This is a genomic window from Pseudomonas sp. LPB0260 (genome assembly GCF_013388395.1).
Genome location: NZ_CP058247.1, coordinates 4,415,873 through 4,438,081, shown reverse-complemented (window position 1 = coordinate 4,438,081; position 22,209 = coordinate 4,415,873). Strand labels below are relative to the sequence as shown.

Here is a 22,209-nt window from a genome sequence, read left to right as displayed (position 1 = left end):
GGCTTCGGCCACCCTTTTTCGTTTGTCGCCCCGCTACAATGCTTGGAACCCGGAACCGCCCCGGCGGGTCGAACGCTGGTCGCCACAGGGCGCCGCTCAATCGTCAAGGAGTCACACATGCGTAACCTGATTCTCAGTGCCGCCCTCGCCACCGCCAGCCTGTTTGGCATGGCTGCTCAGGCCGAGCCGATCCAGGCCGGCAAGCAGTACGTCGAGCTGACCAGCCCGGTGCCGGTGTCCAAGCCGGGGCAGATCGAAGTGGTCGAGCTGTTCTGGTACGGCTGCCCGCACTGTTATCAGTTCGAGTCGACCATCAATCCGTGGGTCGAGCAGCTGCCCGAGGACGTCAACTTCGTGCGCGTGCCGGCGCTGTTCGGTGGCGTGTGGAACGTCCACGGCCAGGCCTTCATCACCCTGGAAAGCATGAAGGTCGAGCAGAAGGTACATGACGCGGTGTTCGAGGCCATCCACAAGCAAGGCAAGAAGCTGGCCACCCCCGAGGAATTGGCCGAGTTCCTCGCCACCCAGGGCGTCGACAAGGACAAGTTCCTCAGCACCTACAACTCCTTCGCCGTGAAGGGGCAGATGGAGAAGGCCAAGAAGCTGGCCATGGCCTACCAGATCAGCGGCGTGCCGGTGATGATCGTCAACGGCAAGTACCGCTTCGATATCGGCAGCTCCGGCGGCCCGCAGCAGGCCCTGCAGGTGGCTGACCACCTGATCGCCCAGGAGCGTGCCGCGCAGTAAGCGGCACGCCGCGAGCGCCGAGCATGTTGCGCAGATGGTCCAACGCACGCCAGGCAGGCTTGTGTGATCCGCGGGTCAACCCGGGCTGCGCACCTGCCGCCGACTGGCCCAGTGGCGGCCGTCTGCGTCTGCTCAGCTTCAATATCCAGGTCGGCATCAGCACCGAGCGTTATCGCCACTACCTGACCCGCGGCTGGCAGCACCTGCTGCCGCACCCCGGGCGCGCCGGCAACCTGCAGCGCATCGGTGCCCTGCTCGCCGACTACGACCTGGTGGCGCTGCAGGAGGCCGACGGTGGCAGCCTGCGTTCCGGCTTCGTCAACCAGGTCGAGCACCTGGCCCACCTCGGCGCCTTCCCCTACTGGTACCAGCAGCTCAATCGCAACCTCGGCCGCCTGGCCCAGCACAGCAACGGCGTGCTCAGCCGCCTGCGCCCCAGCCTGCTGGAGGACCACCCGTTGCCGGGGCCGCCCGGGCGCGGGGCGATGCTCCTGCGCCTCGGCGAGGGGCCCGATGCCGTGGTGGTGGTGATGATGCACCTGGCCCTCGGCGCGCGCACCCGCACGCGCCAGCTGGCCTATATCCGCGAGCTGATCGGCGACTACCGTCACCAGGTGCTGATGGGCGACATGAACACCCATGCCCGCGACCTGCTGCAGCACTCGCCGCTGCGCGATCTAGGCCTGCTGGCGCCGCAGCTCGAGGCGACCTTTCCCAGCTGGCGGCCGCAGCGCTGCCTCGATCACATCCTGCTGAGTCCGCAGCTGCAGCTGGAGCGTTTCGAAGTGCTGTCGCTGCCGATCTCCGATCACCTGCCGGTGGCCGTGGAGATTCGCCTGCCGAACGGTGCCGAGTCGCGCCGCACGCCGGTGCTGAGTGGTACCCGCGCGGGGGACCTGAGATGAGCGACGACGCGCAGCGCTGGAAGGACAAGTACCTGGCCAGCCTCGAGCAGCAGGAAAAACTCGAGCGGCGCTGGGACGCCCGCCTCGACCTGATGCGCCGCGGCCTGGTGCGCAGCAGCCTGGCCGCCGAGGGCGCCGACAAGGCGGTCGATCAATGCATGCAGGATCTGCGCGAGATCCTCCGCCGCGACGACATCGATGTCGGCCTCGCGGCCCTGGTGCCGCGCCTGGAACGGGCGGTGCTCGACTCGGAAAAACAGCGCCAGCAGCGCATCGCCCAGGTCGCCGGCGCGCTGGCGGGGCTGGTCGAGCCGCTGCTCGAGCTGGACCTGCCGCGCGAGGTGCACAAGCCGCTGAAGCGCTTCGCCAAGGGCCTCGACGCGCGCGTCGGGCAGATGCGCGAGCTGCCGGTGCTGCTCGCCGAGCTGGCGCAGTTGCAGCAGCGGGCGCTGGCCGAGCGCAGCCAGGGCCAGCCCGCGCGGCCCGGCCTGCTGCAGCGCTGGTTCGGTGGACGTGACGGCAGCGAGCCGTTGGCGCCCGGCGCCGCGCCAGGCGCTGCCGCTGCTGCGCCTGCGCTCGAGGCGCCGGCAACCCGGCAGGCGCCGCCCCAGGCACTGCCGCCGGGCGCGGCGGCCCTCGCACCGGCGGCAGCCGTGGCCTCGTCGGCACAGGCAGACGCCGCGCCCATGGCCGAACGGACGCCTGGCCTGCCGCCGCTGGACAGCCTGCCCGCGCCGGCGGACCTGCTGCCGGGCGCGCAGGCTGTGGAGCCAGAGCCAGAGCCAGAAGCGGAGCAGCTAGCCGATGCCGGGCTGGTGGAGCCCGCGCCAAGCGAGCCGGTGGCGGATGTCGAATATGCCTTGCCGGCGCCGCCCGAACCCGGCTACAGCGCCATTGCCGAGCGTGTCGAGGCGAGCCTGCTCGGCCTGCTGGATGAGCTGCCCCTGCCGGAGCGTCACCAGGCCCAGGCCGACCTGCTGCGCGAGCGGATCCGCGCCGGCCTGAACCTCTACGAGCTGGTGCCGGTGCTGGACGACCTGGCCGTGCTGATGCTGGCCATCGCCGATGTCGGCCAGCGCGACTTCGAGGTCTATCTCAAACAGCTCAACGAGCGCCTGGCGACCTTCCAGGGCTCCCTGCAGGACGCCCACGAGGACTACGCCGAGTCCCTCAGCGTGGTGCGCGGGCTGGACAGCGAACTGCGCCAGCAGGTCGACGGCCTGCACAGCAGCGTGCGCCAGGCGACCGACCTGGGCAGCCTGAAGGAGCTGGTGGAGAGTCGCCTCAATGGCCTGCTCGACACCATGCAGCAGTACCAGCGCCAGCGCGATGAACGCGACCAGCAGGTGGGCGGGCGGCTGCAGACGCTGGTCGAGCGGGTGGCGCACATGGAGGAGGAAGCCAAGGGCTTTCGCCAGCACCTGGAAGAGCAGCGGCAGAAGGCCCTGCTTGACCCGCTCACCGGGCTGCCCAACCGCGCCGCCTGGGGCGAGCGACTGGACCTGGAGCTGGCCCGCTGGCAGCGCTACGGCGGCGACCTGCTGCTGGCGATAGTGGACATCGACCACTTCAAGGGAATCAACGACGCCTACGGTCACCTGGCCGGGGACAAGGTGCTGAAAATCATCGCCCAGGAGCTGCGCAAGCGCCTGCGCAAGATCGACTTCATCGCCCGCTTCGGCGGCGAGGAGTTCGTCCTGCTGCTGCCCTCGACCCCGCTCGACGGCGGCCTGCAGCTGCTGGAGACGCTGCGCGAGGGAATCCAGGGCTGCCCGTTCCACTTCCGCGGCGAGCGGGTGGGCATCACCCTGTCGGCCGGCATCAGCGCATTCGCCGAGGGCGAGCGCAGCGACCAGGTCCTGGAGCGCGCCGACCAGGCGCTGTACCGGGCCAAGCGTGGCGGGCGCAACCGCATCGAGCGCGGCTGAGGCACGCCGCCTGCGGCGTCAGGCGGCCTTCGGCAGGTAGGGCCGCCAGGTCTCCGGGATCTGTTCCAGACGTGGATAGTTCAGTGCCTGCAGTTGCCGCTGCGGCAGCAGGAACGGCGTGTGTCGCAGGTGCGGGGGCAGGTGGCGCAGCTCCGGCAGCCAGAGGCTGACGTAGGCGGCGTCGCGGTCATAGGCGCGGGCCTGGCGCAGGGCGTTGAACATCCGGCTGCGCTGCGGGTCGCAGGCGACCCCGGCGAGGTAGGCCCAGTTGCCCCAGTTGCTGGCCGGGTCGTAGTCGAGCAGGTGCTCCTCGAACCAGGCGGCGCCATGCCGCCAATCCTGTTGCAGGTCGTTGATCAAATAACTGGCGACCACCTGGCGGCCGCGGTTGGACATGAAGCCGGTGGCCGCCAGTTCGCGCATGTTGGCGTCCACCAGCGGCAGGCCGGTGCGCCCCTGGCACCAGCGCTGGAAGCGCTGATCGAGCCGCCGCGGCGCGCGCTCGGTGGCCTTCACCCCGCCGGCGCGGAACAGCGCGGCGCCGTGGCGCACCAGGGTCCAGCGGAAGAACTCGCGCCACAGCAGCTCCAGCCACAGCGCATAGGTCGAGTCGTTGCGCCCGGCCTGGGCCTCATGGCGGCGCAGCTCGGCGACGATACGCCGGGGCGACAGGCTGCCGTTGGCCAGCCACGGCGAGAACTTCGACGAGTACTCGCTGCCGAGCAGCTGGTTGCGGGTCTGCTGGTAGTGACGCACCGCCTGGCTGTCCCACAGGTAGTCACGCAGCCGCGCCTGGCCGGCTGCTTCGCCACCGGAGAAGGGAAAGGCGCTGGCCGGCACGCTGAGCGGCTCGCCGAGGCCCAGCCGGGACAGGCCGGGCAACGGCTGCAACAGCGCCTCGGCACCTTCGGGCAGCGGCGGCATTCGGCTCGGCGCCGGTTGTGGCTGAAACACCTGCAGGCGCTGCTCGAGCAGTTCACGGAACTGGCTGTACACCGCCGGCAGCTGGTCGACCGCGCAGGGCAGTTCGGCGCTGCGCAGCAGGCCGTTACCCTCCAGTCGTTGCAGCGGCACTTCGCCGAGGCCACGCTGCACCCGCTCGAGCTGGGCGCGCTCGTCCGGGGCGATCTCCTCCAGGGTCAGCACCCGGTCCAGGCCCAGGCGGCTGACCAGCCGGGGGATCACCTGCTCGGCGCGGCCCGGCAGCACCAGCAGCTGGGAGCCGCGCTGGCGCAAGGCGCCATTGAGCGCGGCGAGACTCTCCAGGAGGAAGCGCGTGCGGTGCACGCCGAGGCGGCGCATGCCGTATTCGCCCGGCTGCAGCAGCGCCGGGTCGAAGACGAACAGCGGCAGCAGGCGTTCGGCGCTCAGGGCGGCCTGCAGGGCCGGGTGGTCGTCGAGTCGCAGATCCTGTTTGAACCAGAGCAGGGCGTGCATAGCGGGGTCCTCGCAAGCCTGACAAAGCCCAAAGGGAAACTACTGCAGGGGCGTCCCTACTCTGTCCCACTGCTGCCGCCCTGTCAGCCACGGGCTGACGGGCGTGGCCGATCCGCCGGCTGAAGGACGCTTTACCGACAGACGGACGCCGCGCTTGTCACTAAACTGTGGCGATGCGTTAAGGAGTGCAGCATGGAAATTTTCGGCATCGCCGCGTTGATCTTTCTGGTCACCGACCCCTTCGGCAATATCGCCATCTATATCGCCGCCCTGAAGAACGTCGCGCCCAAGCGCCGCCTGTGGGTGGCCGGCCGCGAGCTGCTGTTCGCCCTGGCCCTGCTGCTGCTGTTCCTCACCTTCGGCGACAAGGTGCTCAGCGGCCTGGGCCTGTCGCGCGAGGCGACGGCGATCGCCGGCGGCATCATCCTCTTCGTCATCGCCATGCGCCTGATCTTTCCCAGCCCCCAGGGCCTGCTCGGCGACGTGCCGGACGGCGAGCCGATGCTGGTACCGCTGGCCACGCCGGCGGTGGCCGGGCCCTCGGCCCTGGCGGTGCTGATGACCCTGCGCAACACCCACGAGGGGCCGCTCTGGGAGCTGTACCTGGCGGTCGTCCTGGCGTGGGCGGCCACCGCCTTCATCCTCCTGCAGGCCTCGTTCCTGCAGCGTTTTCTCGGCGCCCGCGGGCTGACCGCGGTGGAGCGGCTGATGGGCATGCTGCTGATCATGCTCAGCGTCGACATGCTGCTGGACAACCTGCAAAGCGTGCTGCACATCCGCCCATGAGAGTGCTGTGTCTTGCCCTCTGTCTGGCCCTGCTCGGCGGCTGCGTCCACGGCCCGCGCGTCGATACTCAGTACAGCGCCTTCGGCCAGAGCAGCCGGGTGCAGTACGTCATCCTGCACTACACCTCGACCGACATGGCGCGCTCGTTGCGCCTGCTGACCGAGGGCGAGGTGAGCAGCCACTACCTGATCGGCGATGCGCCGGCGACCATCTACCGGCTGGTCGACGAGGACCGCCGCGCCTGGCACGCCGGGCAGAGCCAATGGCAGGGGCGGACCTGGCTCAATGGCACCTCGATCGGCATCGAGCTGGTCAACCAGGGCTATAGCGAGGGCCCCGACGGGCGCACCTGGCAGGCCTATCCACCGGAGCAGATCGATGCGCTGATCGCGCTGCTCAAGGACATCGTGCAGCGCCACCAGCTGGCGCCCGGCAGCATCATCGGCCACAGCGACGTGGCGCCGCAGCGCAAGGTCGATCCGGGCCCGCTGTTCCCGTGGAAGCGCCTGGCCGAGGCCGGCCTGCTGCCCTGGCCGGACGCCCAGGCGCTGGCGCGCCAGCGGGCGCTGTTCGCCAACAGCCTGCCGAGCGTGGCCTGGTTCCAGGCGCAGCTGGCGCGCCAGGGCTACGAGGTGCCCGCTCACGGCGAGCTGGATAAGGCCACCCGCAACGTGCTGGCGGCCTTCCAGATGAAATACCGGCCGCAGCGCTACGACGGCGAGCCGGATGCCGAGACGGCGGCGTTGCTGCTGCTGCTCAACGAGCAGGCCTGAGCCGCGGCGCCTAGACCGGCAGCTCCAGGTAGAAGCGCGCGCCCTGCCCCGGTTGCGACTGCACGCCGATGCGCCCGCCGTGCAGCTGCACGATCTCCTTGCACAGCGCCAACCCGAGGCCGGCACCGCCGGCCTTGCCGCCGACCTGGACGAAGGGCTCGAAGATGCGCGCCTGCTGGCCGTAGGCAATGCCCTCGCCGTCATCCTCGACGCTCAGCTCCAGCCGTTCGCCGCGGCGTTGCGCCTGCAGGCGGATGCAGCCGCCGCTGTGGCCATGGCGCAGGGCGTTGCCGATCAGGTTGTCCAGCACCCGTTCGATCTGCAGGCGATCGAGCGGCACGCGCGGCAGCCCCTGCGGCACTTCCAGGGTCAGCGTGATGCCGCGCTGTTGCGCCCGCTCGGCGAAACGCTGACGGGCCTGGCCGAGCAGCTCACCCGGGTCGCAGGGCGCGCGCTCGAGCTTCTGCAGGCCGTTCTGGTAGCGGGAGAAGTTCAACAGGTCGTCGATCAGGCGCAGCAGGCGCTGCATTTCCTCGTCGAGGGTCTGCAGCAGGTCGGCTTCGCGCGAGTCGGCGGGGAACTGCAGGCGCTCCTGCAGCAGCCCGAATGCCATGTGCATGCCGGTCACCGGGGTGCGCAGTTCGTGGGAGGCGCGCAGCACGAACTCGCTGCGCACCCGCTCGAAGGCGCGCTGCTCGGTGACATCGTGCAGCACCATCACCGCGCCGAGCAGGTGGCCCTGGTCGTGGCTCACCGGGGTCAGGTTGTAACTCAGCAGGCGCGATTCGCCGCCGGCTTCGATCGCCAGGTCGGCAGGTGCCTGCCGCAGGGTTTCGCCCTGCAGCACCCGGTGCACCTGCTCATCCAGTTCGGGGTGTTGCAGCGCCCGCCCGAGGGGCTGGCCGAGCTGCTCCTGCTGCCAGCCGAGCTGGCGCCGGGCGACCGGGTTGAAGTGTTCCAGGCGGCCGCGCCGGTCGACGATCAGCAGGCCGTCGCTGATGCTGTCGAGCACCGCCTGCAGGCGCCGCTGCTCGGCCAGCAGCGCCTCGACATTGCTGTTGCGCACCTGGCGCAGGGTCTCGGCCATGAGGCCGAAGCGCCGACTCAGGGCGCTCAGCTCGGCAATCGGCGACAGCGGCAGGGTGACCTGGAAGTCGCCCTGGCCGATCTGGTCCGAGGCGCGCGCCAGGGCCTCGATCGGTTCACCGAAGCGCTGGGCAAAGCTGTGGGCGCTGATGAAGCCGAGCAGCAGCACCGCCAGCCCCACCAGGCCGAGCAGCACGGTGACCAGCCAGGCGTGGCGCCGGGCGTCCTGCTGGGCGCTGTCCACCGCCGCCACGTAGCGCTGCTGCACCGCGTTGATACGATCGCGCAGGGTCTGCAGGGCCTGGACGAAGGTGTCGTCGTTGAGCAGTCCGCGGCGCACCGCCAGCGGCTGGTCCAGCAACCGCTCGAACAGCGCGTAGGCGCTGGCGATCGCATCCAGCGCCTGGCGGTCGCTGGCGCTCACCGCGCCCTCCCGGGCCTCGTCGAGCCAGCCCTGGAAGCGCCGGTTGGAGGCCTCCAGGGCCGCGCGGTCGAGGGTGTCGCTGAGCATCAGGATCACCTGGGTGCCCATCTCCTGGCGCAGGCCGAGGGAGGCCTCGATGATCGCCAGGTTGCGGGTCATGGCCTGGCTCTGCGCCTTGGTCAACTGCCACACGCCGAACATGCCCAGCAGCAGGCCGAGCAGGGCCAGGGTGATCAGCGCGCTGCTGCCGAGGAACAGCTGGCCGCGCAGCTTCACAGGCCCAGCTGCTTGCGCTTGCGGTACAGGGTCGAGGCGTCGATGCCGAGGGTCCTGGCGGCCTGCTCCAGGGTCGCGCTGTCCGCCAGCACCGCGGCGATATGGGCCTTCTCCAGTTCGTCCAGGCTCAACTCGGCGCCGACCCGCGGCGCGCTGCTCGGCGGTTGCTCGCCGAGGCCGAGGTGGGCGAGGCCGACCCGCTCCTCGGGGCAGATGATGCTGGCCCGCTCGACGACGTTGCGCAGCTCGCGGATATTGCCCGGCCAGGCGTAGTCCAGCAGCGCGGCGCGGGCCTCCTCGGCAAAGCCGCGTGCGGGGCGGGCGTACTCCTTGACGAAGCGGGCGAGGAAACGCTCGGCCAGGTCGAGGATGTCCTCGCGGCGTTCGCGCAGCGGCGGCAGGGTCAGGCTGATGACGTTGAGCCGATAGAGCAGGTCCTCGCGGAACTGGCCCTGCGCGACCATGGTCGCCAGGTCGCGGTTGGTCGCCGCGAGGATGCGCACGTCGGCCTGGCGGGTCACCGGGTCGCCGACCCGTTCGTATTCCTTGTCCTGGATGAAGCGCAGCAGCTTGGGCTGCAGGGTCAGGGGGAAGTCGCCGATCTCGTCGAGGAACAGGCTGCCGCCGTCGGCCTGGCTGACCCGCCCCTGGGTGCTCTCGCTGGCGCCGGTGAAGGCGCCGCGGCTGTGGCCGAACAGCTCGCTTTCCATCAGCTCGGCGGTCAGGGAGGGGCAGTTGATGGTCACGCAGGCCTTCTTCGCCCGTGGGCTCCAGGCGTGGATGGCGCGCGCCAGCTCGCCCTTGCCGGTGCCGGATTCGCCGAGGATGAGAATGTTGGCGTCGGTGTCGGCGACCTGGCGGGCGGTCTCCAGCACCGCCATCATCGCCGGGCTGTTGGAGTCGAGCTCGTTGCGCGTCTTGCGCACCTCGCCCTCCAGCGCCTCCAGGCGCGCCGCCAGCTGGCGCACCTCCAGTTGCTTGGCCGCCGCCAGGCGCAGCTGTTCGGGGCTGCACGGCTTGACCAGGTAATCGCAGGCGCCGGCCTGCATGGCGTCCACCGCGCTATCCACTGCCGAGTGGGCGGTGACGATGACCACGCGGGTCCAGGGCGCCTGGTTGCGCATCTGGGCGAGCAGGTCCAGGCCGTTGTCGTCGCCCAGGCGCAGGTCGAGGAAGCACAGGTCGAAGACCTGGCGCTGCAGCAGGGCCTCGGCCTGGGCCGCGCTGCTGGCCGTGGCCACCTGGTAGCCCTGGTCCTCCAGGCAGTAGCGGAAGGTGCGCAGGATCGCCGCTTCGTCGTCGACCAGGAGGATGCGTCCGTTCTGTCGTTCTGCTGCTTGCATGTGCCTGCTCCGATGGCTGGGTGAACAGATTAGTCCAGGGATCGTCTTGCAAGTTGCACGGTGCACGAGGGGGAATCTTGCAATCTGCATGTCGATGGAGCAAGGGATGGCTTACTAACGTATTGATAAATATAGGTTTTGGTGTTCGTTCAAGGCTGGCACAGGGCTTGCGATGTTATCCGTAGCGGCTGCCACAAGCGGCCCGAACATGGATAGCAAAATGGAGGAACCGCCATGCATCAGTTGAAATCCCTGGCCCTGGCCACTGCCACCGCCGGCCTGCTCGGCCTGACGCCACTGCTCGCCCAGGCCGGCGACGGTGACATGACTCGCCAGCTCAGCGAGGCACGGCAGGAAGGCTCGATTTGGACGGCCTACGCACTGAACCGTCACCTCAATCCGTTCAGCCTGGAGGTCGAGGTGGAGAACGGGCGCGCCACCCTCACCGGCACCGTGGAAAGCGAGGTCGAACGCGACCTGGCCACGCAGCTGGCCCTGGGTATCGAGGGCGTCAGCGAGGTCGACAACCAGCTGCGGGTCGACCCGGATGTCGAGCCCAAGGACGCCAGCAAGCCGAGCCTGGCCCAGCGCTTTGACGACGCCACCCTGGCGGCCACGGTCAAGTCGCGCCTGCTGTGGAACAGCAACACCGAGGGTCTGGACATCCAGGTCAGCGCCGAGAACGGTGCCGTGACCCTGCGCGGTAACGCCCAGACGCCGGCGGCCAAGGAGCTGGCCGGGGCCCTGGCCGGCAACACCGAGGGCGTGCGCGAGGTGTTCAACCACCTCAGCGTCAGCCGGGCCGACAGCAGTGCGGCCCAGGTCGAGGATGCGGTGGAGGACGCCGGTGCGGCGATCAGCGATACCTGGATCACCAGCAAGGTGAAGTCCAGCTTCCTCTACAGCCGCAATCTGGACGGCCTGAACATCTCGGTGGCCACCGACAACGGCCTGGTCAGCCTCAGCGGCACGGTGCTCAGCGATGCCGAGAAGCAGCTGGCCATCGAGACCGCGAGCAACATCCGCGGCGTGCGCGGGGTGGACGCCGACGCCCTGCGCGTCGACAGCTGACCAGGCACGCGCCATCACTCGCGCCGGCCGTCCCTCGGCCGGCGACTGCAAACCGGCGCCGCCTGGCGCGGCGCCCAAGCACTCAGGAGAAACAGCATGAGCAACAAGACCGCGCAACTCAACGAGCTGATCGAGATCACCCGCGACGGCCAGCGTTTCTACGAGCACGCCCTCGACGAGGTCAAGGATGTGCGCCTGCAGGCACTGTTCCGCGACATGTCGCGCAGCAAGCAGCAGATGATCGAGGCGCTGGCGGTGAAGGTCGCGGCCAATGAAGAGGCGCCGGCCACCGGCGGCACCCTGCTGGGCAAGCTGCGCCAGGTCTATGCCGACTCGCGGGCGACCCTGTCCAGCGACGAGGAGGCGACCTACGTGGCCCAGTTGGAAGAGGCCGAGGATCGCATCCTGCACGCCTTCGAGGACGCCCTGGAATGTGCCGAGACGGATGTGCAGGCGCTGATCGCGGTGGAAATGCCCAAGGTGCGCGCCTGTCACGACCGCATGCGCGGCCTCAAGCACGAGATGCAGTGAGACGCAGGCCGGGACAGGGAGGTCCCGGCCGGCCCGGCCATCGTGCAAAACGCCCGATGGTCATCGGCCAATCCTGCAAGATGCCCGATTCCGCCGATCCCTATTTTTTATAAGTATCTGAATTTGTTTGTCTTTTATTTTATAGGCGGCTGGCATGCCGGCTGCAACGATTGCTCTGCAACGAGCCCCCGCCGACGACAAGGAGCTTGAAGATGACGAGCCGAAACCTATCCGTTGCCCTGATCGGCAAGGGCCTGCTGGCCGGCGCCGCACTGATCCTGCTGCTGGTCGGCGAACAGAGCCTGGATACCCGGCCACAGTGGCAGTCGCGGCCACAGCCGAGCGCCGCGCTGTTGCCGGTGCGCCAGGCGCCCGAGGTGGACCGCATCAGGCGCTTGCCCGAGCCGCGCGAAATGCCGCGCCAGCGCAGCTGGGTGTTCTAGTCCGGCGTCGGCGGCGCCGCCCATGGCGCACCGCCGGCCCGCCCTGAAGTAGCAACAAGCCAAGAGGAGAACCGCCATGCTTAGCTGGGCCATAACCTTCCTGATCATCGCCATCGTCGCCGCGGTACTGGGCTTCGGGGGTATCGCCGGGGCCGCCACCGGCATCGCCAAGATCCTCTTCGTGGTGTTCCTGGTGATGTTCGTCGTCTCCTTCATCATCGGCCGCCGTCCGCGCGGCTGAGCCCGCGCAGCCGGGCGCTGCCCGGCTCCTGCCTGCCCGCCATGGCGCGCCATTCGTGCGCGCCAGCACCCTCCACGTACAGTCCCCGTTCCTGCAGCCCTCAGGCACGCTATTATCCGCCGCATCGTTTGGGGGGATGAATCATGCTCAATGGCCTGTGGCTGAGTTTTTTCCTGGTGGCGGCGGTGGCCGGCCTGTCGCGTTGGCTGCTCGGTGACGACCCGGCGGTGTTCGCCGCCATGGTCGAGAGCCTGTTCGCCATGGCCAAGCTGTCGGTGGAGGTGATGGTGGTGCTGTTCGGCACCCTGACCCTCTGGCTCGGCTTCCTGCGCATCGCCGAGAAGGCCGGCCTGGTCGATCTGCTCGGGCGCGCCCTCGGTCCGCTGTTCGCGCGGCTGATGCCCGAGGTGCCGCGGGGCCATCCGGCGCTGGGCTTCATCACCCTCAATTTCGCCGCCAACGGCCTGGGCCTGGACAACGCCGCCACGCCGATCGGCCTCAAGGCCATGCGCGCGTTGCAGGAGCTGAATCCGAGCCAGACCGTGGCGAGCAATGCGCAGATCCTCTTCCTGGTGCTCAACACCTCGTCGCTGACCCTGCTGCCGGTGAGCATCTTCATGTACCGGGTGCAGCAGGGCGCCGACGACCCGACCCTGGTGTTCCTGCCGATCCTCCTGGCCACCAGCGCCTCGACCCTGGCCGGCCTGCTGGCCGTGGCCCTGGTGCAGCGCCTGCGCCTGTGGGACCCGGTGGTGCTGGCCTACCTAATTCCCGGGGCGCTGCTGCTCGGCGGCTTCATGGCCCTGCTCGGCGGGATGAGCGCCACGGCGCTCGCGGCGTTGTCCTCGCTGCTCGGCAACCTGACCCTGTTCGGCCTGATCCTGTTGTTCCTGCTGGTGGGGGCGCTGCGCCGGGTGCCGGTGTACGAGAACTTCATCGAGGGCGCCAAGGAAGGCTTCGACGTGGCCAAGAGCCTGCTGCCCTATCTGGTGGCGATGCTCTGCGCGATCGGCGTGCTGCGGGCTTCCGGCGCCCTGGACATGGGCCTCGACGGGGTGCGCGCGCTGGTCCAGGCGCTCGGCTGGGACACCCGCTTCATCGACGCCCTGCCCACTGCGCTGATGAAGCCCTTCTCGGGCAGCGGGGCGCGGGCCATGCTCATCGAGACCATGCAGAACTTCGGCGTGGACAGCTTCCCGGCCCTGGTGGCCGCCACGGTGCAGGGCAGTACCGAGACCACCTTCTACGTGCTGGCGGTGTACTTCGGCGCGGTGGGCATCCAGCGCGCGCGCCATGCGGTGGGCTGCGCGCTGCTGGCCGACCTCAGCGGGATCATCGCCGCCGTCGCGGTGTGCTACTGGTTCTTCGGCTGAACCGGCAGCGCCAGCTCATCGACCTCCAGGGCCGCGTCCGTCGGCGCGACGGGCGCGGCTGACGGCGCGGCAGCCTTAGGCGCCAGGACCTGGAAGCGCAGCACGCCGATCATCTGCCCGGCCTCGGTGACGACCTGGACCTGCCAGCGACCGAGGGCGTCGCCGGGGAAGTTCTGCTTGCGGGTCCAGGCACGATAGCCCTGCTTGCGCCCGCCGTGGATGGTCAGGGCGATGCGCTCGATCTCCTTACCCTCGTGCAGCCAGACATGGTAGATGCGCTCGTCCAGGCCGCGCGGCGCGCTGATCGCGGCGTAGGCGTAGAGGCCCTGGCGGCGCAGCTGCTCGAGGTCGAGCTGCTTGACCCGCTTGCCCGGCGCGCGCCGGTAGCCGTCGAACTCGCTGGACAGCGCCACCTCGGTCAGCCACAGGGTCGCCGGCGGCACCCAGAAGCGCGCCAGCCAGCCGCCGGCGCCGAGTGCCAGGGTCAGGCCGAGCAGCAGCAGGCCGCGCCACCAGCGCGCCACGTTGATGCTGCCGTACAGGCTGGGGAACGACAGCAGCACCGCCACCGCCAGGGCCAGCTGGTAGCTCTGCGCCGTGGTCAGCTTGAGGATGATCGGCAGCGCCGTGAGCAGCACGACGAACAGCGTCAGGGTGTGGAACGCCAGGAACAGCCAGCGCCGCGGCGCTAGCCAGCGGTAGTACAGCGGATCGATGATCGACACCAGCGCGGCGCCGGCGAGCAGGCCGCTGAACAGCGCCTGACCGCTGTTCCAGGTGGTGGTGATGAAGAAGAACGGCAGGACGAAGAACAGGCTCTCCTGGTGGATCAGCTGGGTCGCGTAGCGCAGCAGCGGCGGCGGCAGCTCGAGGCCGAACCAACGGGCGATGCTCGCGCGCAGCAGGTTCTCCAGGGTCAGCCACAACCAGCTGACCAGCATCACCAGGGCCAGCACGCTGGCCAGCTGCGCCTGGCGCTCGACCAGCAGGAAGCTGGCCAGGCCGGAGGCGAAACCGAAGATCGCCACCAGCCACGGGTGGCGCTGGATCAGGGCGATGAGTCGCGGCAGCTTGGCGATGCCGCGGTGGAGCATGGACGGTGGCAAGGGCAGGCTCACGGCGAAGGGCGACGGACGGGCCAAGGATACTGCATCCGCCACCTCCGGACGGCGACGGCCTGACCTATGCTGTGAGCACGCGGAGCCGATCCGGCGGGTGCGGCAGATCACTTTCGGGCGAGGGCAGGTTGCATGCGTGTACTGATCACCGGCGCCGCGGGCTATATCGGCCAGCAGGTGCTCAGCGATCTGGCCATCCAGCATCCGCAGTGGATGCTGATCGCCGCCGACATCCGCCCGGTCACCCTGCAGGGCCTGCAGCTCAATGTCGAACCGGTGCGGCTGGATATCGGCCGTCCCGCCCAGGTGCGGGCCTGCGTCGCCGACTACCGGCCGCAGGCCATCCTGCACCTGGCCACGGTCGTCAATCCACCCGCGGCCATGAGCGAGGCGCAACTGCACGCCATCGAGGTGGGCGGCACCCAGGCGCTGCTGGAGGCGGCCCTGGCCTATGGTGTCGAGCACCTGACCGTCACCAGCTCCGGTGCCGCCTATGGCTTCTGTCCGCAGAGCGCCGAATGGCTCGACGAGGACCAGCCGCTGCGCGGCGATGGCGCGTTCGCCCATGCCCGCCACAAGCGCGAGATCGAGCTGTTGCTGGCCACCGCCCGGGCGCGTCATCCGCGCCTCAGGCAGTTGGTCCTGCGTCCCAGCAGCATCCTCGGCAAACGCATCGACAGCCGGGTCGGCGAGCTGATCAGCACGCGCACGGTGCTGGGGGTGAAGGGGCACGACAGTCGATTCGGCTTCATCTGGGATCAGGATGTGGTGAACGTCATTCGCCAGGGTCTGGAGCAAGGGTGCGAGGGCATCTACAACCTGGCCGGCGATGGCGCCCTGTCGCTGCGCGAGATCGCCGCCCTGCTGGGCAAGCCCTACCGGGCGTTGCCGGCCGCGGTGTTGCGCATGGCCTGGCGCCTGTCCAGGCCTCTGGGACTGAGCCGCCATGGCGTCGAGCAACTGGATTTCCTGCGCTATCGACCGCTGCTGGCCAATCGGCGACTGAAGGAGGCCTTCGGCTATACGCCGCGTTACACCAGTCGCCAGGCGTTCGTGGCGTTTCTCCAGGCCCGGGGCATCGCGGCGCAGGGCTGATTGTCCGGGGGGACGGCCCCGCCTCGCGGCGGACGGCGAGCACTGCCGGGCATGGCCCGGTGCCGTGCTAGACGCTCCGCGGCCGTGCAAATTCTGTCCGAGCGGTTAGACTTGTTGGGTTCCGGGTGCCGCCCAGAAGGCGCGCCCGGCCCAGAAATCAAGAAAAAGGAGAATTCCCATGAAAGGCAAACCCCTCGCATGGGTCCTGTCGGCTGCTCTCGCGGGTATCACCCTCGGCGGCGCGGCGCAGGCCGAGGAGAAGTTCGTCACCATCGGCACCGGCGGTCAGACCGGCGTGTATTACGTGGCAGGCCAGTCGATCTGCCGCTTCGTCAACCGCGGCGCGACTGAACACGGGATCAAGTGCAACGCCCCGGCCAGCGGCGGCGGCGTGGCCAACGTCAATGGCCTGCGCAGCGGCGAATTCAACCTCGGGGTCATGCAGTCGGACCACCAGTACAAGGCGCTCAAGGGGCTGGCCCCGTTCGAGGCCGAGGGCGCGATGGACGACATTCGTGCGCTGTTCTCCCTGCAGAGCGAGGTGTTCACCATCCTCGCCCGCCGCGACGCCAACATCGCCGGCCTCGACGACCTCAAGGGCAAGCGCGTCAACGTCGGCAACCCGGGCTCCGGGCAGCGCGACACCCTGGAAGAGATCATGCGCGTGAAGGGCTGGGACAAGTCGGTATTCGCCCTGTCCGCAGAGCTCAAGCCGGCCGAGCAGGCCTCCGCCCTGGGCGATAACAACATCGATGCCATGACCTACTTCGTCGGTCATCCCAACGGCGCGATCCAGGAAGCCACCACCACCACCGATGCCGTGCTGGTACCGGTGACCGGCGCGGACATCGACAAGCTGCTGGCCGAGAAGAGCTACTACACCAAGGCCGAGATCCCCGGCGGGCTGTACAAGGGCAATGACGCCGCGACCCCGTCGATCGGCGGCAAGGCGGTCCTCTCGACCACCGCCAAGGCCGACCCGGAAGTGGTCTACCAGCTGGTCAAGGCGGTGTTCGACAACCTCGACCGCTTCAAGCGCCTGCACCCTGCCTTCGCCGATCTCAAGGCCGAGGACATGATCACGGTCGGCCTCACCGCGCCGCTGCACGAAGGCGCCGTGCGCTACTACAAGGAACGCGGCTGGCTGTAACGGCAGCGCTCGCCCGCTCGCGCCCGGCAGCGTCCGGGCGGCAATCTTGACTAAGCTTGAACCAAGCCCGCGCGCCGCCAGGCCGCGGGTTTTGCCGTTCTTTTCACCTCCCGAATGCAGGTTGCACCCATGCATGACAAGCAACTGTCCACCGAAGAACTGATCGCCCAGGACGTCGGTGCGCGCACCCCAGAGGGCGCCATGGCCCGGGTGATCGCCGGCCTGGCGCTGCTCTGGTCGCTGTTCCAGCTGTGGATCGCTTCGCCGCTGCCGTTCATCTTCAACTTCGGCGTGCTCAACAACACCGAGACCCGGGCCATTCACCTGGCCTTCGCCCTGCTGCTGGCGTTTCTCGCCTTCCCGGCGTTCAAGCGTTCGCCCCGTGAGCGCGTACCGCTGGTGGATATCGCCCTCGGCCTGGTCGCCGCGGCCAGCGCCGCCTACCTGTTCATCTTCTACCAGGACCTGGCCCAGCGCCCTGGCAGCCTGACCACCGCCGACCTGGTCACCGCCTGCATCGGCATTCCGCTGCTGCTCGAGGCGACCCGCCGTGCCCTCGGCCCGCCGCTGGCGATCATCGCCCTGATCTTCCTGATCTACAGCCTGGCCGGTCCCTATATGCCCGGCCTGCTGGCCCATCGCGGGGTGAGCTTCACCGCCCTGGCCAACCACCAGTGGATCACCACCGAGGGGGTGTTCGGCATCGCCCTCGGCGTGTCCACCAGCTTCGTCTTCCTCTTCGTGCTGTTCGGTGCCCTGCTCGAGCGGGCCGGCGCCGGCCACTACTTCATCCAGCTGGCCTTCAGCCTGCTCGGCCACCTGCGCGGCGGCCCGGCCAAGGCGGCGGTGGTCGCCTCCGGGCTGACCGGGATGATCTCCGGCTCGTCGATCGCCAACGTGGTCACCACCGGCACCTTCACCATCCCGATGATGAAGCGCACCGGCTTCTCCGCCGAGAAGGCCGGCGCGGTCGAGGTGGCGTCCTCGGTCAACGGCCAGATCATGCCGCCGGTGATGGGCGCCGCGGCCTTCCTGATGGTCGAGTACATCGGCATGCCCTATGTCGACATCATCAAGCACGCCTTCCTGCCGGCGGCGATCTCTTATATCGCCCTGCTCTACATCGTCCACCTGGAGTCGCTCAAGCTCGGCCTGCAGCCGATCGGCGGCCACCAGCCCAAGCCCTGGCTGCGTCGCCTGACCGGCTTCGCCTTCGGCGCGGCGCTGATCAGCGGCCTGTCCCTGGCGGTGTACTACGGCCTCGGCTGGCTCAAGCCGGCGCTCGGCGACTACGCCCTGGAGGGCATCGGCGCGCTACTGGCGCTGGTCTACCTGGGCCTGCTGAAGGTCGCCGCCAGCGTCGCCCCGCTGGAGCCGGAAGACCCGGACGCGCCCCTCGACGCCCTGCCGCAGACCCGCGCGGTGCTGCTTTCCGGCCTGCATTTCGTGCTGCCGGTGGTGGTGCTGGTCTGGTGCCTGATGATCGAGCGCCTGTCGCCCGGCCTGTCGGCCTTCTGGGGCAGCGTCATGCTGGTGATCATCCTGCTGACCCAGCGCCCGCTGCTGAGCTGGATGCGCACCGATGGCCTGCACGAGCACGGCACCTTCATCGATGGTCTGGTCGACCTGCGCGAAGGGCTGCTGGCCGGCGCACGCAACATGATCGGCATCGGCATCGCCACCGCGGCGGCGGGGATTATCGTCGGCGCGGTGTCGCAGACCGGGGTCGGCCTGGTGCTGGCCGACCTGGTCGAGCTGCTGTCTATGGGCAACCTGCTGCTGATGCTGATGCTCACCGCGGTGTTCAGCCTGGTGCTGGGCATGGGCCTGCCGACCACCGCCAACTACATCGTGGTGTCCAGCCTGTTGGCGCCGGTGGTGGTCACCCTGGGCCAGCAGAACGGCCTGATCGTGCCGCTGATCGCGGTGCACCTGTTCGTCTTCTACTTCGGCATCATGGCCGACGTCACCCCGCCGGTGGGCCTGGCCTCGTTCGCCGCCGCCGCGGTGTCCAAGGGCGATCCGATCAAGACCGGCATCACCGCCTTCTACTACAGCCTGCGCACCGCGGCGCTGCCGTTCCTGTTCATCTTCAACACCGACCTGCTGCTGATCGACGTGGACTTCTGGCACGGCCTGTTGATCTTCCTGGTTGCCACCTGCGCCATGCTGATCTTCGCCGCCGGTACCCAGGGCTTCTTCCTGGTGCGCAGCCGCTGGTACGAGGGCCTGCTCCTCCTCCTGGTGGCCTTCACCCTGTTCCGCCCGGGTTTCTGGATGGACCTGCTGCACGACCCCTACCGCGACATTCCGCCGGCGCAGCTGGAGCAGGCGCTGGGCGATGTCGAGGCCGGCAGCCAGCTGCGCCTGCGCATTCGCGGTGAGGATGCGGTCGGCGATGCGCGCGAGTTCGCCCTGCTGCTGGCGGTGCCGGACGGCGCCAGCGGCGCCGAGCGCCTGCAGGCATTGGGCCTGCTGACCTACGAGGACGGCGACAAGGTGCTGATCGACAGCGTCGCCTTCGGCAGCCCGGCGGCCGAGGCGGGGCTGGAGTTCGACCAGCAGATCCTGGTGGTGCGGGCGCCGACCGAGCGCTGGGCCAAGGAGCTGATGTGGCTGCCGGGCTTCGCCCTGTTCGGCCTGGTGATCTGGCTGCAACGCCGGCGGCGGCAGCCTTCTGCGCCTGGCGCCGGCGGCGTCTGAGTGCCAACCCGGCGCCCCGCAAGGGGGCGCCGGTTCAGGCGCCCGGCTCGGCGTTCTTGCGGCTGGCGGCGAGTATCGCCGCGCTGTCCACCCGTTCGTCGTCCAGCGGCAGTCGGCGCAAGGTTTCCGAGGTCAGCCGCAGCTGATCGAGATACAGCTGGCAGCGATCGCACTTGCGCGTGTGCATCAGCACCGCCAGGCGCGTTCGCCAGCCCAGGCGGCGGTCGATGATGTCCGACCCCAGTTCCGACATTTCCTGGCAGCTCAGCATGTGCCTACCTCCTCGAAGTGCTCCAGCATGGCGTGCAGGCGCTGGCGTCCGCGGTGCAGCAGCACGCGCACGTTGCCTTCGGCCAGCTTCAGCGACTGGGCGATTTCGCTGAAGTCCAGGCCGGCGACCTCACGCAGCAGCACCACCGATTGTTGGTCGTGGGGCAGCTTGTGCAGGTGCTCGCGGATGCACTGGTAGAGTTCTTCCTCGGTCAGCAGGGCCTCCGGCGAGTCGTGGTGCCAGCGGATCGGCGGCCGGGTCCAGCTGCCATCGCGGTTGAAGCGGCCCTCGATGGGTGAGCCGCCGTCGGCACCCCAGGCGTCCCAGGTCACCTCGCGCTTGTATTTGCGCAGCATCGCCCGGGCCTCGTTGAGGGCGATGCGCGCCAGCCAGGTGCGCAGCTTGGAGCGGCCCTGGAATTGTTCGATGGCGGCGAAGGCCTTGATCCAGGTCTCCTGCGCCACATCCTTGGCCAGCTCGGGACCCGCCAGCGGCGTGGCCATCAGCACGAGAAAATGGTGATGGGCCTGGATGGCGGCCTCGAAGGCTTGCGGGTCGCCCCGTTGCATGCCGCGGATCAGCTCTTGCTCGTTGTCCATCGGGTCCTCCTGGGCAGGACACTGCCGCAGAGGGCGGGCGGTACGGCTGGACTCGACCCGTCCTGATATTCGAGGGCACGCAGCGGCCCTTGTTACACCTTCGGTCCGCGCGCCGGCTATTCGCCGACGGGCTCCTCGGCTTTCAGCGCGCCGGTTTCGCCGGCCTCCAGCACCACGTAGGCACTGCTGCAGAACAGTGAATTGAGGCGTTTCATGTCGCCGATCAGTTCCAGGTGCAGGGCGCTGGTCTCGATGCTCTGCACCACCTGGCGGTGCAGGCGGCCGACGTGGGCGTGGGCCAGGCGCCGCTCCTGGGCGCGGAAGCGGCGCTTCTCGCGCAGCAACTGGCGAGCGCTTTCGGCATCGCCGGAAAGGAACACACTCAGGCCCAGGCGCAGGTTGGCCATCAGCTGCGCGTGCAGAGTCGCCAGCTCCTCCAGGCCACTCTCGGAGAACGAGTGGCGCTGGGCGGTCTTCTGGTTCTGCACCTTGCCGAGCATGCGCTCGATAATGTCGCCGGCCTGCTCCAGGTTCACCGCCAGTTCGATGATCTCCGCCCAGCGCCGGCTGTCGCGCTCGCCGAGTCCGTCGCGGGACACCTGGGCCAAGTACAGCTTGACCGCGCTGTACAGCGCGTCGACATCGTCGTCCAGGCGTCTGAGCTCCTTGCTCAGGGCCGGCTGGTTGCTGCGCAGCACTTCCAGCAGATGGCGCAGCATGGTCTCGATCAGGTCGCCGATGCGCAGGGTCTCGCGCACCGCGTTGGCCAGGGCCAGGCTCGGCGTCGCCAGGGCGGTGCGGTCGAGGTGGCGCGGGCTGGCCACGCCGGAGTCCTCGGGGCGGTCCGGCAGCAGCCAGTTGCAGAAGCGCGCCATGGGCCCGACGCTGGGCAGCATCAGCACGCAGCGCAGGCTGTTGTAGAACAGGTGGAAGCCGATCACCAGCTCCGCCGGCCTCCACTCCAGGCTGTCCAGCCAGTCGACCAGGGTGCCGAGGATGGGGATCACCAGCAGCAGGCCGATCAGCTTGTACAGCAGGCTGCCCAGGGCCACTCGCCGGCCGGCCGGGGTCTGCAGGCTGGCGGTGAGGAAGGCCAGCAGGCCGCTGCCGATGTTGGCGCCGATCACCAGGCCGATGGCCACCGGCAGGCTGATCAGGCCCGCGCCGGCCAGGGTCGCGGTGAGCAGCACGGCCGCCAGGCTGGAGTAGGAGATCAGGGCGAACAGCGCGCCGACCAGGGCGTCGAGCAGCAGGTCGCCGGTCAGCGAAGCGAACAGCACCTTGATGCCCTGGGCCTGGGTGATCGGCGTGGCGGCGCTGACGATCAGCTCCAGGGCCAGCAGGATCAGGCCCAGACCGATGCTCACACGGCCGAGCTGGCCGGCGCGGGTCTGCCGGCGCGAGAGGAAGAAGATCACCCCGAGGGTGATCAGCAGCGGCGACAGCCAGCCTAGGTCGAGGGTCAGCACCCGCGCCATCAGCGCCGTGCCGACGTCGGCGCCGAGCATGATGCCCAGGGCCGGCGGCAGCGCCATCAGGCCCTGGCCGACGAAGGAGGTGACCAGCAGGGCCGTGGCATTGCTGCTCTGCACCAGGGCGGTCACGCCGATCCCGGCGGCGAAGGCCATCGGCAGCCGGCTGACGTTGTGGCTGAGTACCTTGCGCAGGTTCGAGCCGTACACCCGCAGGATGCCGGTGCGGACGATATGGGTGCCCCAGATCAGCAGGGCGACGGCCGATAACAGATTGAGCAGGGTCAGCATCGTGCATCTCCCTGTCTTGGGTCGCCCAAATACGGGCAACAACCGGATGTGGCGCACCTGGGCAAAGGCCTCGAACCGGTGGCGGACACGCCGGGCAGGTGATTGATATGGCCTTGATGGTTTTCTACCGGCCCCTTCTTAAGCTG

Annotated in this window: 20 protein-coding genes; 13 read left to right on the top strand and 7 right to left on the bottom strand. The window is 69.0% G+C overall.

Annotated features, from left to right (window positions below; translation table 11 throughout):
* Positions 1–117 precede the first annotated feature (117 nt).
* The 3 genes from LPB260_RS19750 to LPB260_RS19740 are packed head-to-tail and all read left to right on the top strand — an operon-like array spanning position 118 to position 3,580.
* A complete protein-coding gene (locus tag LPB260_RS19750) occupies positions 118–747 on the top strand; it encodes a thiol:disulfide interchange protein DsbA/DsbL (protein ID WP_208707517.1) in 630 nt (209 codons plus the stop codon).
* A 23-nt stretch (positions 748–770) separates the two neighbouring features.
* Positions 771–1,652 (top strand): endonuclease/exonuclease/phosphatase family protein, encoded by an 882-nt coding sequence (locus LPB260_RS19745; RefSeq protein ID WP_208707514.1) that lies wholly within the window; start codon positions 771–773, stop codon positions 1,650–1,652.
* Positions 1,649–3,580: a GGDEF domain-containing protein gene (locus tag LPB260_RS19740; protein ID WP_208707511.1), complete on the top strand. Its 1,932-nt coding sequence runs from the start codon at positions 1,649–1,651 to the stop codon at positions 3,578–3,580. The genes LPB260_RS19745 and LPB260_RS19740 overlap by 4 nt, the downstream gene beginning before the upstream one ends.
* An 18-nt stretch (positions 3,581–3,598) precedes the next feature.
* Here LPB260_RS19740 and LPB260_RS19735 read toward each other — a convergent pair whose 3' ends face one another.
* Positions 3,599–5,017 carry a DASH family cryptochrome gene (locus tag LPB260_RS19735; RefSeq protein WP_208707509.1) on the bottom strand — a complete coding sequence of 473 codons (1,419 nt, stop codon included), beginning with the start codon at positions 5,015–5,017 and terminating at the stop codon, positions 3,599–3,601.
* 192 nt (positions 5,018–5,209) lie between these two features.
* Between LPB260_RS19735 and LPB260_RS19730 the strand changes: the two genes are divergently transcribed.
* Both LPB260_RS19730 and LPB260_RS19725 read left to right on the top strand, forming a co-directional pair.
* Complete coding sequence (locus tag LPB260_RS19730; RefSeq protein WP_208707507.1) at positions 5,210–5,803, top strand: MarC family protein; 594 nt, start codon at positions 5,210–5,212, stop codon at positions 5,801–5,803.
* Positions 5,800–6,576, top strand: coding sequence for an N-acetylmuramoyl-L-alanine amidase (locus LPB260_RS19725; protein ID WP_208707504.1), 777 nt, complete (start codon positions 5,800–5,802; stop codon positions 6,574–6,576). Before LPB260_RS19730 ends, LPB260_RS19725 begins: the two co-directional genes overlap by 4 nt.
* 10 nt (positions 6,577–6,586) lie before the next feature.
* Here LPB260_RS19725 and LPB260_RS19720 read toward each other — a convergent pair whose 3' ends face one another.
* A complete protein-coding gene (locus LPB260_RS19720; protein WP_256625498.1) occupies positions 6,587–8,362 on the bottom strand; it encodes a KinB sensor domain-containing domain in 1,776 nt (591 codons plus the stop codon).
* Positions 8,359–9,705 (bottom strand): sigma-54 dependent transcriptional regulator, encoded by a 1,347-nt coding sequence (gene algB / locus LPB260_RS19715; RefSeq protein ID WP_208707501.1) that lies wholly within the window; start codon positions 9,703–9,705, stop codon positions 8,359–8,361. The genes LPB260_RS19720 and algB overlap by 4 nt, the downstream gene beginning before the upstream one ends.
* Positions 9,706–9,939: 234 nt before the next feature.
* On the opposite strand from algB, the gene LPB260_RS19710 reads away from it, so the two are divergent.
* From LPB260_RS19710 to LPB260_RS19690, 5 genes are all read left to right on the top strand, one after another.
* Positions 9,940–10,776 carry a BON domain-containing protein gene (locus LPB260_RS19710; RefSeq protein ID WP_208707498.1) on the top strand — a complete coding sequence of 279 codons (837 nt, stop codon included), beginning with the start codon at positions 9,940–9,942 and terminating at the stop codon, positions 10,774–10,776.
* Between the two features lie 96 nt (positions 10,777–10,872).
* The gene (locus tag LPB260_RS19705) at positions 10,873–11,307 is read left to right on the top strand and encodes a PA2169 family four-helix-bundle protein (protein WP_208707496.1); all 435 of its coding nucleotides are present in this window, start codon (positions 10,873–10,875) and stop codon (positions 11,305–11,307) included.
* A gap of 212 nt (positions 11,308–11,519) precedes the next feature.
* Positions 11,520–11,750, top strand: coding sequence for a hypothetical protein (locus tag LPB260_RS19700; RefSeq protein WP_208707494.1), 231 nt, complete (start codon positions 11,520–11,522; stop codon positions 11,748–11,750).
* Positions 11,751–11,826: 76 nt separating this feature from the next.
* A complete protein-coding gene (locus LPB260_RS19695) occupies positions 11,827–11,991 on the top strand; it encodes a DUF1328 domain-containing protein (RefSeq protein ID WP_208707492.1) in 165 nt (54 codons plus the stop codon).
* 143 nt (positions 11,992–12,134) lie between these two features.
* The gene (locus tag LPB260_RS19690) at positions 12,135–13,364 is read left to right on the top strand and encodes a nucleoside recognition domain-containing protein (protein ID WP_208707491.1); all 1,230 of its coding nucleotides are present in this window, start codon (positions 12,135–12,137) and stop codon (positions 13,362–13,364) included.
* Here the strand turns inward: LPB260_RS19690 and LPB260_RS19685 are convergent.
* The gene (locus tag LPB260_RS19685; RefSeq protein WP_208710049.1) at positions 13,346–14,458 is read right to left on the bottom strand and encodes a DUF5924 family protein; all 1,113 of its coding nucleotides are present in this window, start codon (positions 14,456–14,458) and stop codon (positions 13,346–13,348) included. The genes LPB260_RS19690 and LPB260_RS19685 overlap by 19 nt on opposite strands.
* Before the next feature lie 156 nt (positions 14,459–14,614).
* Here LPB260_RS19685 and LPB260_RS19680 point away from each other — a divergent pair, with 156 nt between their 5' ends.
* The 3 genes from LPB260_RS19680 (at position 14,615) to LPB260_RS19670 (ending at position 19,430) form a co-directional block, all read left to right on the top strand.
* Positions 14,615–15,577: an NAD-dependent epimerase/dehydratase family protein gene (locus tag LPB260_RS19680; RefSeq protein WP_208707489.1), complete on the top strand. Its 963-nt coding sequence runs from the start codon at positions 14,615–14,617 to the stop codon at positions 15,575–15,577.
* 178 nt (positions 15,578–15,755) lie between these two features.
* Positions 15,756–16,727, top strand: coding sequence for a TAXI family TRAP transporter solute-binding subunit (locus LPB260_RS19675; protein WP_208707488.1), 972 nt, complete (start codon positions 15,756–15,758; stop codon positions 16,725–16,727).
* 129 nt (positions 16,728–16,856) lie between these two features.
* Positions 16,857–19,430: a TRAP transporter permease gene (locus LPB260_RS19670; RefSeq protein WP_208707486.1), complete on the top strand. Its 2,574-nt coding sequence runs from the start codon at positions 16,857–16,859 to the stop codon at positions 19,428–19,430.
* 34 nt (positions 19,431–19,464) lie between these two features.
* Here LPB260_RS19670 and LPB260_RS19665 read toward each other — a convergent pair whose 3' ends face one another.
* From LPB260_RS19665 to LPB260_RS19655, 3 genes are all read right to left on the bottom strand, one after another.
* Positions 19,465–19,701, bottom strand: a complete 237-nt coding sequence (locus LPB260_RS19665; RefSeq protein WP_208707484.1) for a hypothetical protein — start codon at positions 19,699–19,701, stop codon at positions 19,465–19,467.
* Positions 19,695–20,300, bottom strand: a complete 606-nt coding sequence (locus LPB260_RS19660) for an RNA polymerase sigma factor (RefSeq protein WP_208707482.1) — start codon at positions 20,298–20,300, stop codon at positions 19,695–19,697. The genes LPB260_RS19665 and LPB260_RS19660 overlap by 7 nt, the downstream gene beginning before the upstream one ends.
* Before the next feature lie 116 nt (positions 20,301–20,416).
* Complete coding sequence (locus LPB260_RS19655) at positions 20,417–22,063, bottom strand: Na/Pi cotransporter family protein (RefSeq protein WP_208707480.1); 1,647 nt, start codon at positions 22,061–22,063, stop codon at positions 20,417–20,419.
* Positions 22,064–22,209: the final 146 nt, after the last annotated feature.

Coding starts and splice junctions, on each gene's coding strand:
- LPB260_RS19750 (WP_208707517.1), top strand. CDS start 118: ATGCGTAACCTGATTCTCAGTGCCGCCCTCGCCACCGCCAGCCTGTTT.
- LPB260_RS19745 (WP_208707514.1), top strand. CDS start 771: ATGTTGCGCAGATGGTCCAACGCACGCCAGGCAGGCTTGTGTGATCCG.
- LPB260_RS19740 (WP_208707511.1), top strand. CDS start 1,649: ATGAGCGACGACGCGCAGCGCTGGAAGGACAAGTACCTGGCCAGCCTC.
- LPB260_RS19735 (WP_208707509.1), bottom strand. CDS start 5,017: ATGCACGCCCTGCTCTGGTTCAAACAGGATCTGCGACTCGACGACCAC.
- LPB260_RS19730 (WP_208707507.1), top strand. CDS start 5,210: ATGGAAATTTTCGGCATCGCCGCGTTGATCTTTCTGGTCACCGACCCC.
- LPB260_RS19725 (WP_208707504.1), top strand. CDS start 5,800: ATGAGAGTGCTGTGTCTTGCCCTCTGTCTGGCCCTGCTCGGCGGCTGC.
- algB (WP_208707501.1), bottom strand. CDS start 9,705: ATGCAAGCAGCAGAACGACAGAACGGACGCATCCTCCTGGTCGACGAC.
- LPB260_RS19710 (WP_208707498.1), top strand. CDS start 9,940: ATGCATCAGTTGAAATCCCTGGCCCTGGCCACTGCCACCGCCGGCCTG.
- LPB260_RS19705 (WP_208707496.1), top strand. CDS start 10,873: ATGAGCAACAAGACCGCGCAACTCAACGAGCTGATCGAGATCACCCGC.
- LPB260_RS19700 (WP_208707494.1), top strand. CDS start 11,520: ATGACGAGCCGAAACCTATCCGTTGCCCTGATCGGCAAGGGCCTGCTG.
- LPB260_RS19695 (WP_208707492.1), top strand. CDS start 11,827: ATGCTTAGCTGGGCCATAACCTTCCTGATCATCGCCATCGTCGCCGCG.
- LPB260_RS19690 (WP_208707491.1), top strand. CDS start 12,135: ATGCTCAATGGCCTGTGGCTGAGTTTTTTCCTGGTGGCGGCGGTGGCC.
- LPB260_RS19685 (WP_208710049.1), bottom strand. CDS start 14,458: ATGCTCCACCGCGGCATCGCCAAGCTGCCGCGACTCATCGCCCTGATC.
- LPB260_RS19680 (WP_208707489.1), top strand. CDS start 14,615: ATGCGTGTACTGATCACCGGCGCCGCGGGCTATATCGGCCAGCAGGTG.
- LPB260_RS19675 (WP_208707488.1), top strand. CDS start 15,756: ATGAAAGGCAAACCCCTCGCATGGGTCCTGTCGGCTGCTCTCGCGGGT.
- LPB260_RS19670 (WP_208707486.1), top strand. CDS start 16,857: ATGCATGACAAGCAACTGTCCACCGAAGAACTGATCGCCCAGGACGTC.
- LPB260_RS19665 (WP_208707484.1), bottom strand. CDS start 19,701: ATGCTGAGCTGCCAGGAAATGTCGGAACTGGGGTCGGACATCATCGAC.
- LPB260_RS19660 (WP_208707482.1), bottom strand. CDS start 20,300: ATGGACAACGAGCAAGAGCTGATCCGCGGCATGCAACGGGGCGACCCG.
- LPB260_RS19655 (WP_208707480.1), bottom strand. CDS start 22,063: ATGCTGACCCTGCTCAATCTGTTATCGGCCGTCGCCCTGCTGATCTGG.